The 15,315-nt window shown below is 43.5% G+C and carries 15 protein-coding genes, 1 rRNA gene and 1 pseudogene; 1 reads left to right on the top strand and 16 read right to left on the bottom strand.

Annotation, left to right across the window (positions count from 1 at the left end; all coding sequences use genetic code 11):
• Position 1 precedes the first annotated feature (1 nt).
• From NCY30_RS03495 to NCY30_RS03425, 15 genes are all read right to left on the bottom strand, one after another.
• Positions 2-1,009 carry a bifunctional lytic transglycosylase/C40 family peptidase gene (locus NCY30_RS03495; protein WP_173744886.1) on the bottom strand — a complete coding sequence of 336 codons (1,008 nt, stop codon included), beginning with the start codon at positions 1,007-1,009 and terminating at the stop codon, positions 2-4.
• Positions 1,006-3,141, bottom strand: coding sequence for a CD3337/EF1877 family mobilome membrane protein (locus NCY30_RS03490; protein ID WP_173744885.1), 2,136 nt, complete (start codon positions 3,139-3,141; stop codon positions 1,006-1,008). Before NCY30_RS03490 ends, NCY30_RS03495 begins: the two co-directional genes overlap by 4 nt.
• Positions 3,138-5,591 (bottom strand): ATP-binding protein, encoded by a 2,454-nt coding sequence (locus tag NCY30_RS03485; RefSeq protein WP_173744884.1) that lies wholly within the window; start codon positions 5,589-5,591, stop codon positions 3,138-3,140. The genes NCY30_RS03490 and NCY30_RS03485 overlap by 4 nt, the downstream gene beginning before the upstream one ends.
• On the bottom strand, positions 5,578-5,967 hold the full coding sequence (locus NCY30_RS03480; protein WP_173744883.1) for a conjugal transfer protein: 390 nt from the start codon (positions 5,965-5,967) through the stop codon (positions 5,578-5,580). Before NCY30_RS03480 ends, NCY30_RS03485 begins: the two co-directional genes overlap by 14 nt.
• A gap of 113 nt (positions 5,968-6,080) precedes the next feature.
• Positions 6,081-6,584: an antirestriction protein ArdA gene (locus tag NCY30_RS03475; RefSeq protein WP_005423194.1), complete on the bottom strand. Its 504-nt coding sequence runs from the start codon at positions 6,582-6,584 to the stop codon at positions 6,081-6,083.
• 16 nt (positions 6,585-6,600) lie between these two features.
• A complete protein-coding gene (locus NCY30_RS03470) occupies positions 6,601-6,996 on the bottom strand; it encodes a hypothetical protein (protein WP_173744882.1) in 396 nt (131 codons plus the stop codon).
• A 15-nt stretch (positions 6,997-7,011) separates the two neighbouring features.
• Positions 7,012-7,503: an antirestriction protein ArdA gene (locus NCY30_RS03465; RefSeq protein WP_055200583.1), complete on the bottom strand. Its 492-nt coding sequence runs from the start codon at positions 7,501-7,503 to the stop codon at positions 7,012-7,014.
• Between the two features lie 5 nt (positions 7,504-7,508).
• Positions 7,509-7,730 (bottom strand): hypothetical protein, encoded by a 222-nt coding sequence (locus tag NCY30_RS03460; protein ID WP_004844214.1) that lies wholly within the window; start codon positions 7,728-7,730, stop codon positions 7,509-7,511.
• Entirely contained in the window at positions 7,727-7,861 is a 135-nt protein-coding gene (locus tag NCY30_RS03455) for a DUF3789 domain-containing protein (protein ID WP_005423185.1), read from the bottom strand. The genes NCY30_RS03460 and NCY30_RS03455 overlap by 4 nt, the downstream gene beginning before the upstream one ends.
• A gap of 3 nt (positions 7,862-7,864) precedes the next feature.
• A complete protein-coding gene (gene mobT, locus NCY30_RS03450; protein ID WP_173744881.1) occupies positions 7,865-9,097 on the bottom strand; it encodes a MobT family relaxase in 1,233 nt (410 codons plus the stop codon).
• Positions 9,098-9,255: 158 nt separating this feature from the next.
• Positions 9,256-10,650 carry an FtsK/SpoIIIE domain-containing protein gene (locus NCY30_RS03445; protein ID WP_055039114.1) on the bottom strand — a complete coding sequence of 465 codons (1,395 nt, stop codon included), beginning with the start codon at positions 10,648-10,650 and terminating at the stop codon, positions 9,256-9,258.
• A 76-nt stretch (positions 10,651-10,726) separates the two neighbouring features.
• Positions 10,727-10,951, bottom strand: coding sequence for a hypothetical protein (locus tag NCY30_RS03440; protein WP_055039113.1), 225 nt, complete (start codon positions 10,949-10,951; stop codon positions 10,727-10,729).
• An 89-nt stretch (positions 10,952-11,040) separates the two neighbouring features.
• Complete coding sequence (locus tag NCY30_RS03435) at positions 11,041-11,424, bottom strand: YdcP family protein (RefSeq protein WP_035403730.1); 384 nt, start codon at positions 11,422-11,424, stop codon at positions 11,041-11,043.
• A 15-nt stretch (positions 11,425-11,439) separates the two neighbouring features.
• Positions 11,440-11,763: a YdcP family protein gene (locus NCY30_RS03430; protein WP_055167000.1), complete on the bottom strand. Its 324-nt coding sequence runs from the start codon at positions 11,761-11,763 to the stop codon at positions 11,440-11,442.
• Positions 11,764-11,941: 178 nt separating this feature from the next.
• Positions 11,942-14,608 (bottom strand): SpaA isopeptide-forming pilin-related protein, encoded by a 2,667-nt coding sequence (locus NCY30_RS03425; RefSeq protein ID WP_173744880.1) that lies wholly within the window; start codon positions 14,606-14,608, stop codon positions 11,942-11,944.
• Positions 14,609-14,742: 134 nt separating this feature from the next.
• On the opposite strand from NCY30_RS03425, the pseudogene NCY30_RS15305 reads away from it, so the two are divergent.
• A pseudogene (locus NCY30_RS15305) lies at positions 14,743-14,961 on the top strand (manganese catalase family protein); the annotation flags it as partial.
• Between the two features lie 263 nt (positions 14,962-15,224).
• On the opposite strand, the gene NCY30_RS03415 reads toward NCY30_RS15305, so the two are convergent.
• Positions 15,225-15,315: ribosomal RNA gene (locus NCY30_RS03415) — 23S ribosomal RNA — on the bottom strand; the annotation flags it as partial.

Genomic DNA, 15,315 nt, shown 5'->3' with positions numbered 1-15,315 from the left:
TCTATTGTTTGATTCTTCCGGCACAAATGATGTGCTGTTGCCAGTAGGCAGAGGTCAAATCAGTATAGCCGATTGGATTTCCGGCATGATACATCTGATTGTTTCCCACATAGATTCCTACATGGGTTACATAGTCGCTGGTGTTGTAGGTGGAATGGAAAAAGACCAAATCGCCAGCCTGTGCCTGTGACAATGGAATATGCTGGGTTGCGTCATACTGTGCCTGTGCGGTTCGTGGCAGGCTGATTCCGGCTTTTCCGTAGCACCACTGGGTAAGTCCAGAACAGTCAAAAGAGGTGTTCGGGTTACTGCCACCATAGACATACTTCCAGCCTTGATATTTCAACGCTTCATTCATAACCGCCTGTACCGTTTCATTACTGAACTGTTTTATGTTCAGATATTGGTTGACCAGCTCCACATAAAACATATTTCCGTAGTTATAACGCCAGCCACCATTTTTACTAACCGCTATCGGGTTCGTATAGGTCACTTTTGTACCGCTGGATTTATTCTTTGCGAAATTCTCTGCAAGATTGAAGCTGTGCTTTTTCCCGTTCTTCGCCACATAGTCTGCATAGCCACCACCATAGTTATAAGATTGAATGACCACGTTAATGTCATTCATGCCTTTTGCTTTACAGGAAGAAAGCAGGGACGCAAAATATTTACACCCCTGCTTTATTGATTCTTCTGTACTTAATGAGTTTGGCGGTAGTCCCAGACTTTCGCTGGACTGCATGACATCGGTAGCCGTACCGCCACTTTCCACCTGTATGATGGCAAGCAGGACGTTCACATACTCCGAGATACCGTTTTCTCTGGCGTACTTTTCTACCATTGGCTGATGTTTGAGGACATCGGCTGACAGGTTCATGCCAGAGTAGACAGGCGAATAGCTGTTGGAACTGTCGTCATCTTCGCCGGAAATCAGTATCCCGAAAAAGAGGACGAGGGAGAAAAGGACTGGGAATATCGTACCTATGATAAGGATACGCTTTAATCTCATTTCTTCCGTCCTTTCTCTGGTTGCTTCGTAACAGTCTTACGATTTTGTTTTTGGTTGACCTGTTTCTGTACGGTTGTTTTCTTTTGATTACTTCTGGATTCCGCTACGTTTGACTGATTCGTTCTGGCAACAGATTTGACCTGTTGTTCCTGTCTGATATTGGTTCGGACGGTTTCTTTTCCAGCCTTGATTTCTGCATTTTTTATCACAGGAGAAGTAGCAGGACGTTTCATATCCGGCTTCGTAACTATATCGGTCTGTGCTGGTTTTGGAACAGGTGTGGCAACAGGGCGTTCATGGCTTCTGGTAGCTCCGGCTGTCGCTGATCCATTCGCATGAACTGTCTGTTTTGCTTCCTGTGCTTTCTGTAATTCCTGCTTTTTCTGTGAGATATTTTCCCTGTGCAGGTTGCGTTTTTGTGTACGCTGTTCCTGTCGGTTTTCCCGTTCTTCCACAACGCCACGCTTAAAGTCCGATACATTATCCTTTGCTTTCTGTTTGGCAGAATGGACAGCATAACCAGCCTGTGTCGGTAAATCTTTCACATTTTCTTTCAGTGAGGAAGCACTGTCACGGACTTTATTTTTTGTATCCATCACAGCACCCACCGCAGAACCGACACGGCTTCCCATGCTGGCAGAAGTATTTTCCCGTTTCTTTGGCGGTTGGTTCGTTGCTGATTTTCCGGCTCTGGCAACACTTGCACCTGCCACCGCACCTGCAACACTTCCAGCACCGACAGCCCTTGCAATCCTGTGTTCCATACGTCTTGCTCGATGTCGCATGAACACCATCGGTCTACGGAAAATCCGGCGACCTATCTGCTGGCTGTCATTGGCATTCAGGCTGAACATACTCATTAGTTCTCCGAGCTTCATATAGATTCCTGCAAAACAGATTATCTGCAAAAACGCCACCATGAAGAACGGATAGTCCGTGGAAATGTTGTAGAACATATTGGAAATCGAAAATGCCACGGTCACAATCAGCGTAATTCCGGCTCTTGTCATAATGGCGTTGAACACACGGACAACTGCCTGTTTCGCCATGTTCTCATAGGTCGGTATCATGGACAGTAAAAAGCTGACAGGCAAAAACATGGCATATATGATAAAAAGTATCTGGGAAAATAACATCATGCCGGTAAGCAGGAAGATAAAGATTGTGATACCGAGATTGAAAATGAGCAGGAAGAACACCATGCCAAGACGGTTGACGACCTGTGGAATGGTAAGGTTGTCATTGTCGTTATCCTCAATCTCTGTTTTCACAATATTTTCCCTTGTTTCCCCATCTTCATCGGACGGGCTGGCAGATACCAGAGCTTCTACACGGTCAGTCCCGATTTCTTCGGTATCACTGTTCCCGAACTGCAATAACAGCCACGGTTTTTCTACCTGTATCGAAAACAGGCTGTCACGGATAAGGTCTACGCTGTCTTTCCCTTTGCTTTGTGAATCGGGGAGCATGATTTTTGTCCCCAAGTCCAGAGAAGCGGTGCTGATGTCCGAACTGAAATCATTGATTTTCTGGATATAGTTGGGAGCATAAGCAATAAAGGACGCAGACACAATGAACACCACCACAAAGTTAATAACAGCGTGAAGTGCCTTGCTTGTTTCCCGTTTGAGAAGCCCTGTATAGGCGGTATAAACACCTACAATCAGAATGATAATGAGCAGGAATCCCACATAGAATCCACTGCTGGAAAATCCGTTTTCGGTCACTCCGGCGAGTGTCTGGATACTTTTCCCGATACTGTCTGCCATGTCATTGATAAAGTCCAGCTTATATGCCTGTTGCACCACATACCCTGTGGCATTGCTAAGATACAGGCTGATTGTCCAGACAAAATTTGTGATACAGTAAAGCCCGTACTGCACCGATTTTCCAATGCCGTCCAGCCAGTTCCACGGAAGCCATGACCAGCTATTGTCCACATAGAAATCAAGCTGATAATTGGAAAGCGGATACTTTGAATACAGGTTGTCTGCATTGACTGTATCATCGACCAGTCCAGACGCATGAGCCACTGTCCCAAGCAGGGACAGCAGTACCAGCGTGACGGTCACGGCAAGCAGAACCATTTTCAGCACATGGAATATCTTTTCTTTTGTGACAGATTTCATCATTCCAAATCCACCTCACTTTTTATCGGCGGTCTGGTATCAAAAGCGTGGAGCAGTTCTACAAAGACAGGGTGTATCTGTACCACACCGACACGCCCGTATAAATCCTGCATTAAGCATTGTCCGTTCTCCAAATCCCTCAACCGTTTCTGGTTGTTTTCGTCCTCACTGTCCAGTCCGAAAAACTCTAAGGTCTGTTTGATTTCATTGGTATCTGTGGAGCGGAACGCAAACTTTAAGCCGATGTTATTTTTCAGGCTTTCTTTCGATACGTCCCCAGAGGATTGTGTCACGAAATAGACTCCGGCGTTCATGGCTCTACCAGCACGCACCAGCTTATTTGAGAGTGTTTCGCCCTGTGCCACATTTAAGAACGCCCATGCTTCATCAAGGTCTACAATCTTAAAAATGCTTCGGTCTGAATGGATAAAGTCTAAGGCAAAGGTAGATATTACAATCAACATTGCCACCGATAATAATTCAATGGTCGTGTATTCGTCAAAAGTAGTATCTTTATCCGGCAGAACCAAATCCGCAACCTGTATGATATTGAGCTGGTTATCCAAACTGATAGTATTTTTCGCTGTTCCGTCTGAAAAGAGCAGGTGTGCAAAATCATAATTTGTAAAACTGTCAATATGATTTGCGATATGGTTTGCAATAGGCGTATTTTCTTTCCGCAATTCTGTGATAACATTTAGCAATCCTCTGTGTTCACTTTCTGATACTTTGCTGATTGCACCGATAAGCACAGGGAACTTGTCTCCATCACGGGTTGAGATACCTGTTAAAAATGTTAAAATTTCTTTTGCCAGTGTAGCTCCGTCCTCTTTATCTTTCATAATTACAAACGGGTCAAGAAGCCCTGCATTTTCCTTGTCGCTGGTAAGATTTACAATGTTGATTTCCTCTGCAATCTCCGGCAGTGTTTCTTTCCAGTTCCCACGCTCACTTTTCGGGTCTAGGATAACTGCCTGTCCACCGAACAGAACGGAATAATACACCAGCAGGTTATTACAGAATGATTTTCCACCACCAAGCGAACCGACAAAAGCAGAAGCCAACGCATTTGTGACTGTACCTTTTACCCCTTGACTGGCAAGGGACGGTTGCAGGTAGACATTTCTTCCCGTATCCACGGAATATCCGATATAGATTCCTGTATTTTCGCCCAACATCTGGGTAGCACCGAAGCCAAGTCCGGCTAAAAAATCGGATTTCACATACTGGATATAATCATTGATATAACGCTTGCTGGCAGGAAGAAACTCTCCATGCAGTCCCATCATATCTCCGGCAGGGCGAACCAGTTTCACATTCAAATCATCGTAAAAGTCCTTGACTTCATCACAACGGCGTTTCAGTTCGTCAAGATCGGGTGCAGACACCCGTATGACGTAACTTAACTTGTACATACTTTCCTTGCTCTGGTCTAAATCTGTTTCCAGTTCATCGACACTGTCTAAGGCTTCCACCACATTTGAACTTGTTTCATTTCCGGCTTGATAGGCGTGATTATCCAAGTCCTTTAATTCCTTTTTCTTGTTGCGGACAGTGGTTAATGCTTTCTTATTTCCCACAATCTCAACATTCATGGAAGTATCCACAGGGAATGTGAACTGCTGTTGCTGGAAATAAAAGATTTCCGATGATGGGAAGTCCAGTTCTCCGACAATCGCATTGACCGTAAAGTAGGACACATAACTTTCACTGTCCTCATGTTCCAGACGCAAATATCGCTGGCTTTCTTCCACCACACAACGGGTAGGACGGATAAGGTCATAATACTTAATCAGTGTTTCTTTTTTCAGCTTTCTTTTTGGCAGAGGATACACATAATCTTCATAGGCTATCCCGTCCCTGCCGTAGAGGTGTTCCATCAGATACGCAAAGTCTTTGGCTTCCAGTCGGCGGATTTTGAACCTACGGGAGATTTTGTTTTCCAGTAATTTCTCCATCTTCACATAACGGTTGATTTCATCATTGCTCATAGAAACAAAGTCGTTCATCAGCGTATGCCTTACCTCATTCAAAAACTCACGGAATGTCAGAAATACCGATTTTTTGATGTTCTTCAGATTGACTTCGTCCTCTGTGACCATGAGCTTGAATCCCAGAAAGAAACGGTAATCTACTTGATTGTCGCCTATCATGGATACAAGGGCTTCGGTCTGGTCGTCTATCTTTTGGATTGCTACCTCACGGAGCTTTCCAGTGACCAGCTTCTTTGACTGTTCCTGTATGCTTCGGATTGAACTTTCAGTTGCAATCTGCAACGCATGAATCTTTCCCTCACGGGACTGTGCGATAAGCTGACGGAAGCTGTCATGCACAAGGTATTTCTGTTCTGGGGATAAGAATGAATAATTGTACGGTATCAGCTCATAGTAGGCGAACACCTCATTGTCCTTATTCCAGACAAGGTTATTGTCGATATATTTAATCGGGAACATAGGTCACACTCCTTACTGCCGTGATAGTTTCCTCAAATTTCTGCTTATGCAGGTTCACGGCTTTTCCGGCATAAGTCATTTTGGGACGCAGAGCATACAGCACCATCGTCTTGATGTAACTGTATGGCTTTTTCCCGTCAAAAGTTTTCTGTGACATAAACCATGTAAGGGCAACGGGAATCCCGAAATATTTCAAAAACGCACCCTCAATCATGGAAAGTGGCGGTACATCTGCAAACAGAATGATGATAAATTCCGTCAGCACGAACCATGTAATCTGGGTAAAGGTCACAGGGAATGGCAGGTTTACATCATTGATGGCATACAGTACCTTTTCCACGTTCCAGATACTTGTATAACTTCGGATTTTCTTCACTTGTAAATGCTCCTTTCTTCATTTTCCTAACAACAGGGACAGCCGGATTTTCCAGACTGCCCCCAAGAGAAAAGCTGACAGTAGCACCAGTGGCGGTGCTGATCTGCCAGCCCTTAACGCAGTACCTCACAGATACCAGCGTTTGTTGCAATAAATGTCCCCTCTATATCGAGGTCACGCCCGTAGGCTTCATAGTCGATATAGTTCTGTAAAGAGGACGGGATTTCTCCGAGTACCTGTTCTTCATCAATCAGATAGTAGGCTAAATCGGTCATCGTTTCACAGCCGGAATACAGAATGATATCGTCCTTATGTTCCACCAGTTCTTCCAGACTTCCATAGCAGGATATAAAACTGTCCAAGTCGTCCAGCAGGTAATCCGGTAATTCTTCCAACTGTTCATAGATACGGTTCAGTTCTTCAATGGAAATGTATTCGCTAATCTCCATCGGGAAGTTGTCCGTATCATGGATTGCGTATTCTTCGTACTCTGCATTTAAGCCGATACGTTCTGCAATCACTTCTTCGTCCAACGGAAAAGAGAACCAGTCCCCGACCAGTTCTCCCTCATTGTACTTGCCAAGATTGGCTATATAGACTTGCATATCATCAATCATAAACGGTCACTTCCTTTCACTCATTGTATTCATAAAATCTGCCATGCACACACAGGAAATGTTCTGATGTTTCTTCCATATCTGAACAGTTCCGATGGTATGTAATATTGCAAAGTCCGGCTTCCAGCTCTTGCAGGTTTGAAAACCATTCTCTTTGAATTGCAGGTATATCTTCGTGTGGGATTTCACTCTCTGAAATTGCAAGGCAGACATTATTTAGCAAGTCGAGGTCTGTATCTTGCAGGATTTCAAAAGGAAAATCATAATCACTGATAAGATAACGCTCACTGTCCGGCGGTAAGCCAATGGATTGTTTTAATGCTTCTATGTTGCAGGGAAGTGTAAACCATGCACAGCCTGTATCTTTTTCCTGTTCATCAAGATTGATAACAAATACTTTCATTTCTGCCATAAGCAATGCCACCTGTCAAAGTTTGAACATACCATTGTTGCAGAGAGCATAACGTCCTTTTTCTTCCAGTTCATGGGCGTAGGCTTCCAGATTAAAATATTTCTTTCCTTTTTCGGAAAGAGCAGAAAATTCAATGTTATGCTCCAAGCGGTAACGGGCAACGTCCATGATGTTGTGGCACTCTGGATAAAACAGAAATTCTTCCGACTTCTGCAATAAATCCTCAACACCGCCACAATACGGAATCAACTCTTTATAAGCCTGCTGAACCTCTGGCGATAAATCCGTGTAAGCAAAGTACAGCTTATTTAAGCGTCTGACAGATGTTGTCCTTACAATGTCGCCAGCAAAGGGGAGCTTCATATCTGTGATTTGATAGTCTTTGCTGTCAGCTTCCACACCGAGCAGGTCACGGAACAGCTCATAATCAATGGGTAAATCAAACCAGCGAGAGGTTTTATCCTCTGCTGATTTGGTCGTTTCAATCAATACGCTACATTCTTCCATAGGCTTTACGCTCCAATAATCTTATTGAATAACTGTAACAATACGTCTTTTACGCCGGACGCATTGAATACAAGACCAACGGCTACTAAGGCAACTACCAAGAATCCGATAAGTTTGGAAAACTCACGCTTGAATCCCAAGTAGATACCGATAACAACAATCGCCATCAGCACAAGGCTCTGTGCGTTGCTTAAAAACCAGTTATAAAGGTTCTGTCCAAAATTCATACTTTCTTTTCTCCTTTCAGTTCCATCATTTTTCGGTCAGACTGTCTGCCAGCCTGTAAAATACACATGGCAATCACGCCAACTGTTCCGCCTAAAGAGAAGAACAGGAAGTCAAATAATAATCGTTGCATTTTTCAATTCTCCTTTTCTAAAATCACATCTTCGGTTGATGTGGTCTGTTGTTCGATTATCTTGTAGTGCTTTTCCGTCAGTTTCGTGGATTTACGGATTTCTTTCAGATAATCAATCCCTGTTTTCGCTGTGATTGTTTCCAGCATTTTGAGTGTCGGGTCAACCTGCCGTTGAATCCAGCGTAGGGTTCTGTCCAGTGTGTAGGGTTCGGGTTTGGTCGTGAGCTTTAACGGCTCTCTGTTTTCCCCGATGAACCACGCCCAGCGGACAGATAATTTCCAGTCGCTCCGTTTCTTGTCTGCTTCCTTATCCACAAAGCGTACATAACGGTTGATAATAGAAAATGCCGTCCGTTCAGCGTCATAGTAAGTCAGCAGGTCACGGACAGCATAATAAGCACGTTCATTTTTCAACCGTATTTCAAATCTGTTTTTTATCGGTGCTTCCTCAATGGGAATCCCAAGTTTGATGTACTGCTCATAGCTCTTTTCATAGACACAGAAGTACACCTCACTTTTCAATGAGCCGATATAAAGCGTATAGCCCATACCAGCCTTGTCCTGTTCCTCATGCTTGACTAGTTCGCCGGAAGCATAGGACTTAAAGGAACGGAACACGGATACACATTCCTCATTCCGGCATTTTTCGGTCAGCTCTGGAATATCCAACATTCCTGTATGGTCATTGATGGCAAGGTCAAGACGTTTCATCACACCGCCATCAATCAAAGCGTCCATAAGGAAGTCATACCAGCTCCGTTCCTGTGCCAGCAGATAACTTTCAAACTGGCGACAGCCTTTTCCTTTCAGTTCCAGCAGGACACCTTTTTCTTCATCGGGGGAAGTATATACGAAAATATCTCCGATGTAGTAGTGTTCCGTGTAACTGTAATGCCCGAAGTCCTCATGTATCATGTACTGGATATTGAGCTGTAAGATGTCCTTAATGATGTGTCCAATATCCAATGTCGGAAACCGTATCCTCACATAATCAAACAGCATGGTAAGCGGTGCTTCTGGATTGAATTTTTCCAGAGCTTCCAAAAGTTTTACTTTCATTTCTTCTGTGACCGCCACCTTGCCGGATTCGATACGGCTTAAATGTTCACGGCTGATTCCAGCCATGACCGCAAGTTTCGTCTGGGATACACCGTACTGCAAACGCCTGTCTGCAAAATCCTGTATCCACTCTGTATCATTCAGTGCGATACCCCCTTTACGAAAAAACTGTGACATTTTTTATCCGATGTCACAGCAGTAAAAAAAGCTACCAAACGCTTGATTTCAGCCAAGAATCGGTAACTTTTGTGTATGTTTCCTTGTGATTTGTGCCCCTCTGTTAGATACCGAGGGGCTTAATATATGCTGGCGTGGCTACCGCCACACCAGCAAGGCTAGTCCGTACCTGTGGCTTTCGCTCCGCACGCCACCTGTCCGTCCTGCCTTATGTGTGCAAGTTCCCTAATCGTACCTAAGAAATCATAGCCTTTGGGTACAAGGGGAGTGTAAAATTCTGATATGACACTTGTTCCCACATCACAGTATCCACGCCCTTTGATTCGCTTCTGGAAAAACTGCTTTTTTACATCACTTCCAAAGAGCATACCGTAGCCGAGTTCACTCATGCGACCAAGCCCCACACGGAAGTTAAAGTTATCTCTGATACCGTCCCCGAAATACTTTGCGTCTGGACGCTGGCAAGCCACAATCAGAAAGTATCCAGCCTGTCTGCCGAGCATAACAATTTTCTTTAGCTGGCTTAACAGGGCGGTGCTTTCTTTTGTCGTGAGCATTTCCAAGAACGCCACATATTCATCAAAGATAAGGAACTGTGGAGCAAGCCCCAGATAGGCATAGTTTTCCCCTGTGCGGTAGTTCGGGTGCAGTTTCATTTCTTTCGAGCGTGTGACCATGCCCTCATAAAAGACATTGACGCAGTCAATCATATCGTCTTTTGTGTGGTAGACATTTCCCATGACCGTTCCCAAGTCTGCAAGGTCAGCGTTCTTCGGGTCAAGAATATATAAATCCGCATTGGTTCTTAGCAGGGCTTCAATGATGGTCAGCAGAAAATAGGTCTTTCCACCACCAGTACCACCGCAGATAAGGGCATGGGGAAGTGAATCATATTCCCACACCAGATTTTTCATTAACCGCAGACCGCCGTTTTCAGCAATCACTTCATCAATCGAAATACGGTTCGCTATCATATCATAGAGCAGGGTATATTCGATATAGCCGTCATGCATTGTCTTGTCGGTCAGTTCACAGTACAGCCCCGATTCCAGCTTATCCTCTAAGGACAGGAGCTGTTCTTGATATTTTCCCATTGTGATTTCACATAGGATATGGAGCAAGCCATTGTTCATCTGGTAGTAGATTTTTGGAAACCACACGATTTTTTCTCTTGATCTGCTTTGCAGGTCAGTGAAAAAAACGCTGTCTTTGGTGTTTTCTGCTTCATACCACTTATTTTCCAGCACCATACGAGCCAGTTTTTGCCTGTGGAGCAACCGCTTGATACGGTCATATCCGTAACGGTAGTAGAGAAAAGCGACCAATGCACAAACACCAGTCGCTATCAGAACCGTAATGGAATTGTAAACAGTCCAAGTAATTCCGGCATGGAGCAGGTTAAAATCTTTCCAGTCGGTAACAAGAAGCTGTCGCAGGTTCAGTAGCAGGAACACCGCAACAAACAGGAGCAACAGCCAGCCAATACAGAAGTGATAGACCAGCGATTTGTCACTGGCACGAATCCTGTTACCTTTAAACGCCCATACTTTCATTAAAACTCCTTTCTTTGGACATAAGAAAAGCAGTCAATCGTGTAGACTAACTGCTTTGCGAATATAAGTATTAAACTTAAATAGCTCGTTCTGGAATAGTTTTAGAATATTTTCTAGGATTAGTTACCCATGTAAAAATAATTGCACCACATTCAGCACATACTAAATGATGTATCGGTTCTTGATTATCTAAGAAGCCTGACGCTCCATACAACCTGCAATCACCACTTTGGTATCCGTATCTAATATCAGTTCCTTCACAATATGGGCATGAGCTAATTTCAACTTTTCCTATTTTCATTTGATTTTCCTCCCCGAGTTTCGATTTAATTATTTAATACATTATATCAATTACACTTGACCAGTACAATGAAAATCTAAATTGTGAATTTATTTCTTCGGTGGTTGCTGTGGAGCATTGTTCTGTGGATTTCCGGCATGAGTGCCTTTGTTCTTTAGAAGAATATCGTCTGCTTTTACATACCAGTCCACATCTGCACCACGGTAATTCGCATTGGCTACCGTATCTGCAACAGGATTGATAAGTTCCACTTCGGCGTTGTAGTCATAATCCTTTAACGGTACGGTCGCCGGAACGGATACCTGTATCATGCGTCCCTGTGTGTTGCATTTCAAATCGTAGGTACGTTCCTTGATTTCCTCACTGACCGTTCCATCTTCATTCTGCACATGAACTTCACGGCGTAATGCGGAGAACTTCAACACTCCGAAAGTCTTTTCTTTATCAATGACGATTCCATTTGCTAATCTCATAATCTGAATACCCCCTTATTTACTTTCTACTGGTAACATATCGTCTGCAAGTAAGATGTAATTGACAAATCCACGTTCCCCGATTTTATAGCCATCGGTAGTGATTCGTGGGTTGATAAGTTTGACTTTCTGCTCCGGCGAGAAATGTTTTTCGCCAGCTTTGGCAGGAAGTGTCACAACTACATCATCGGCTCTCTGCACATCGGAATACAGGTTGTAGCTTCTGGTAATGACAGCCATACGCCCGTTGATTCTCTGCTGTTCCGTAGTGTTTTCTCCGGCAAACTCCAAGTTACCGAATGTCTTTTCCATGTTTGGTACGACAAATCTTAATTCCATAAATAATTGACCTCTTTTCTTTCTATTTGTAAGTTCTTTCCTGCTGTACTTTGTGGGGAGCTACACTCCCCACGCCCCTAGTGGACTTCACGCTCCCGTAAATCAAAGCTTCACGGGAGCGTGAAGTTGCAAAAAGGGTGGCGACCTTGAACGCTTTACCAACCGCTACATTACCGCCTTATGATTTCTTTCTACGGCGTTTGAAGTAAAGCATACCGCCAAGTCCTACGCAGGAAAGACCGAGCATGGCAAGATAAGCATAGATATTGGTATTGTCGCCTGTTTTTGGGCTGTCACTTGTCTTAGTAACCGTAGATGGTGTATCCGGCGTGTCGGTATCCTTTGGTGTGTCTGGGACTTCCGGCACTTCCTTGATTGTCACAGTCTGTCCATCGTCTGTGATGTCCTTATGTTCCGTCACTTTCTTTGGTTCGTCTGGATTGGTCATATCATATAATTCCTCAAAGGTAACAAGACTCTTGCCACCAAGAGAAGAACCATCAAAGGTAAAGGCAATCTCAACCGTCATTTTTTCGCTGTCAGCAGTGAATGTGTAATCACTGTCTACACGTTTCCCGTTAATCAGAAGTTCGGCGTTTTCTTCCTTTAACATCTGCCAGCCGGAAAGTTTATATTTTGTTCCAGTTTCCAAGCCATCAAGTGTGACTTTGTCCACGATCTTGATGTCTTTTCCGGCAACAATCATTTTTTCGCCTGTTTTCTTGTCGGTAGCTGTGGTATGGATTGTGATTTCTTTTTCGTATTCATCGGTCAGTGTCCCTAAATCTATGGTCACTTTATTTCTGGATACGACCACCTCAAAGGCTGGAATCAGCTTAAATCCGGCGTTGGAATCACACTTTAATTCCTCAATCACATAGGTATCATAAAGTAATGCACCTTTGCTGTCGTCTGGTTCAGATGTACCAAACCATACACCGTCTTCACTGGATTTTCCGGCATTGGTATTGACCTTGTGGGAAGCCCAGCTTGAAGCAGTGGAGAACTGACCGTTTTTGTCCGTGACTACAATATGGGATTCTCCCGTTGTCTTGCTTGTAATTCTGAATGGAACACCTGCAAGGCGTTTGTGCGTACCTGCACCGATTTTTACACCCTCAATATCGCCACGCTTAATCTGGTTGTAGACAGAGTGGGATTTGTCGGTCAAGTCCACGATTTTTCCATCTTCCGTGATAGAAAAGTCGATTGCTTTTGCACCGTCTGTTAAGTAGCCCTCTGGTGCTTTGCTTTCTTCTAATCTGTAATTTCCGTAAGGGAGTAAATCAGCAGAAGTAGAAGCGATTCCGTCAATTCCTGTCTGAATCTTCTTGACAGTTTCATTCTTGCTGTATAATTTTCCCTCAACCAGTACAGGACTGTCATTTAAGGAAATGATATTAAATTCTGTGTACTGTAAGGTCGCACTTCCCTGTGCTTTGGTATCCTTTGTTTCAAGGTCACGTTTCTGGATTTTTACACCGCCACGGATAACCTTATCGGATACGGAATACTGGTTGCTTCCAGAAAGTACGGCAAGTTCGCCATCTTCGGAAATCTGTGTAAGGTATGTTCCCTTAATCTGTTCGGAACTTCTGTCAGCCTGCATATATGCACCATCTAATAAGTAACCGTTTGGTGCTTTGGTTTCTGTGACAGTAAGTGTACCAAGTGGCAGTACATTTTTACCGTCCTGTGTATAGAAGCTGTCGCCGGATACTTTGTAGTTGTCAGCAAGTCTGGATACATAATAGATAGTTCCGTCACTGTCTTTTTCGGTAGCGGTTTTGGTTGTCCATGTACGGGTAGCCTTTGCAGGAAGATTGTCTGCATTGTAGTATCCGTCATAATAACACCATGTGAACTCTGCACCCTCTAAAGAAGCATTTCCCTGTGGAGTGGATTTTCCTGTTTCCATGTCGATTTTAAATAAATCAATCAAAGTTTCTGTGACCTTTGGAGTGTCAGCAACAGTCAATGTCGCTGTTTTTCCAGCTTCCACATTTAAGGCATGGACAATAGAATCCAGCTTGTAACCCTTTGGAGCAGAAAGCTCTTTGATGTAAACTGTTCCGGCTTTTACCTCAACTTCTTTGGTATCGCCATTTCCATCGGCAGTAAGTGTAGCAAGCTGGCTGTTACAGCCCTTATCAGAATAGACACCAAATGTCGCACCCTCAAAGGAATAGTTGGCATTGCCATTTGTGACCGTGGGATTGGAAGAAGTCTTTTTGACCTTTGCATTTCCCACATTTAACTTCGCCCAGAACTGTCCGATGTCCTGTCCTTCGCCAGTGTAGATGTAACCACCACATTCATAGCGTCCCTTATTCGCTTTCACAAATGCTTTCGCACCAGCATACACTTCATTCTGTACTGCCTGTGAGATTTCATTATAAGAAGCTCTGACGTTATCACATTGCCAGCCGAGCTGTTCACTCAATCTCTGCCAGACAACACACTGTTCCAACAGATAACCTTGTTTATAATTTAAGTTCGTATGAGAAGCGGTATATTGCTTGACGTACTCTAAAGAAAGAGCAACGTCCGCAATCTGATCGCTACTCATGCGGGTGCTTGCGTCAGAACGTGTTTTATATCCATTCTTGAAACTGGTATTGATGTCCACACAGTAGGCAGTTTCGCCCTCAACTTTCATGTGTCCCTCATTGAATGTAGATTTGATAGAACCATCATTCATAACGTGTTCAATGTAGCCGACACGTTCTGCTGATTCTGTCCAGTATTGATTGCCGGAAGCATGAACCGCCGTCACTGGTAATGCCGTGAGAATAGTTGCAAAAGCAAGCGTTCCTGTCAGCAATCGCTTTACTAGCTTATTCATATTTTCTCTTTCTCCTTTCGATTTTGGGTATGAAAAAAGACGCTCATTTCTGAACGCCTAAATATCGAAAACACTGGAACTATGTAGGATAGCTTGTTTTATCTTCATATTATATTGTGTAATGTTGTTCTTACGAAGTCGCCCCAGAACAAAAAGCCCGCACTACGTATGATAATATTCTGCGTCTGGTAAAAGATCCTGAAGTCTGCGATCCAATCCGCTTCCTCCGTGAACGTGAAATTGTTCATTATCAGCGTTTCGGTGAAAGTCTGAGAATTGTTCAAGATAAACTTGACAGTAAGAATTTCTACGCATTCAATCCTGAATTCGATCGTAAGCCTTGCTGTAACTAAGTCTGCTATATCCAAAACTTGCCATCGGCAACTTTTCTTGTATACTTTGATATCTAAAGAAGCAATCAACATGTGGCTATTGTTGATTGCTTCTTACTACTTGACTAAAAAAAGAGAATTATAAATCTTAATATTATTTTAATTCATAAATTATATTTATATAACAAAAAACAACCAACATATCGTTGATTGCTTCTTATCTTTCATATACCTTCAAAACTGCATACAAGAAATATTTTCTTTCATCCTACCTATCACCTTGCTTGGTCATGCCCTCGACCGATTAGTATCAGTCAGCTCCATACATTACTGTACTTCCACCTCTGACCTATCTACCTCGTCGTCTTCAAGGGG

Source organism: Dorea sp. MB18-49, from assembly GCF_023669465.1.
GTDB lineage: Bacteria > Bacillota > Clostridia > Lachnospirales > Lachnospiraceae > Dorea_A > Dorea_A longicatena.
Note: the sequence above shows the minus strand (reverse complement) of the source record. Positions and strands in the feature narration are given on the sequence as shown.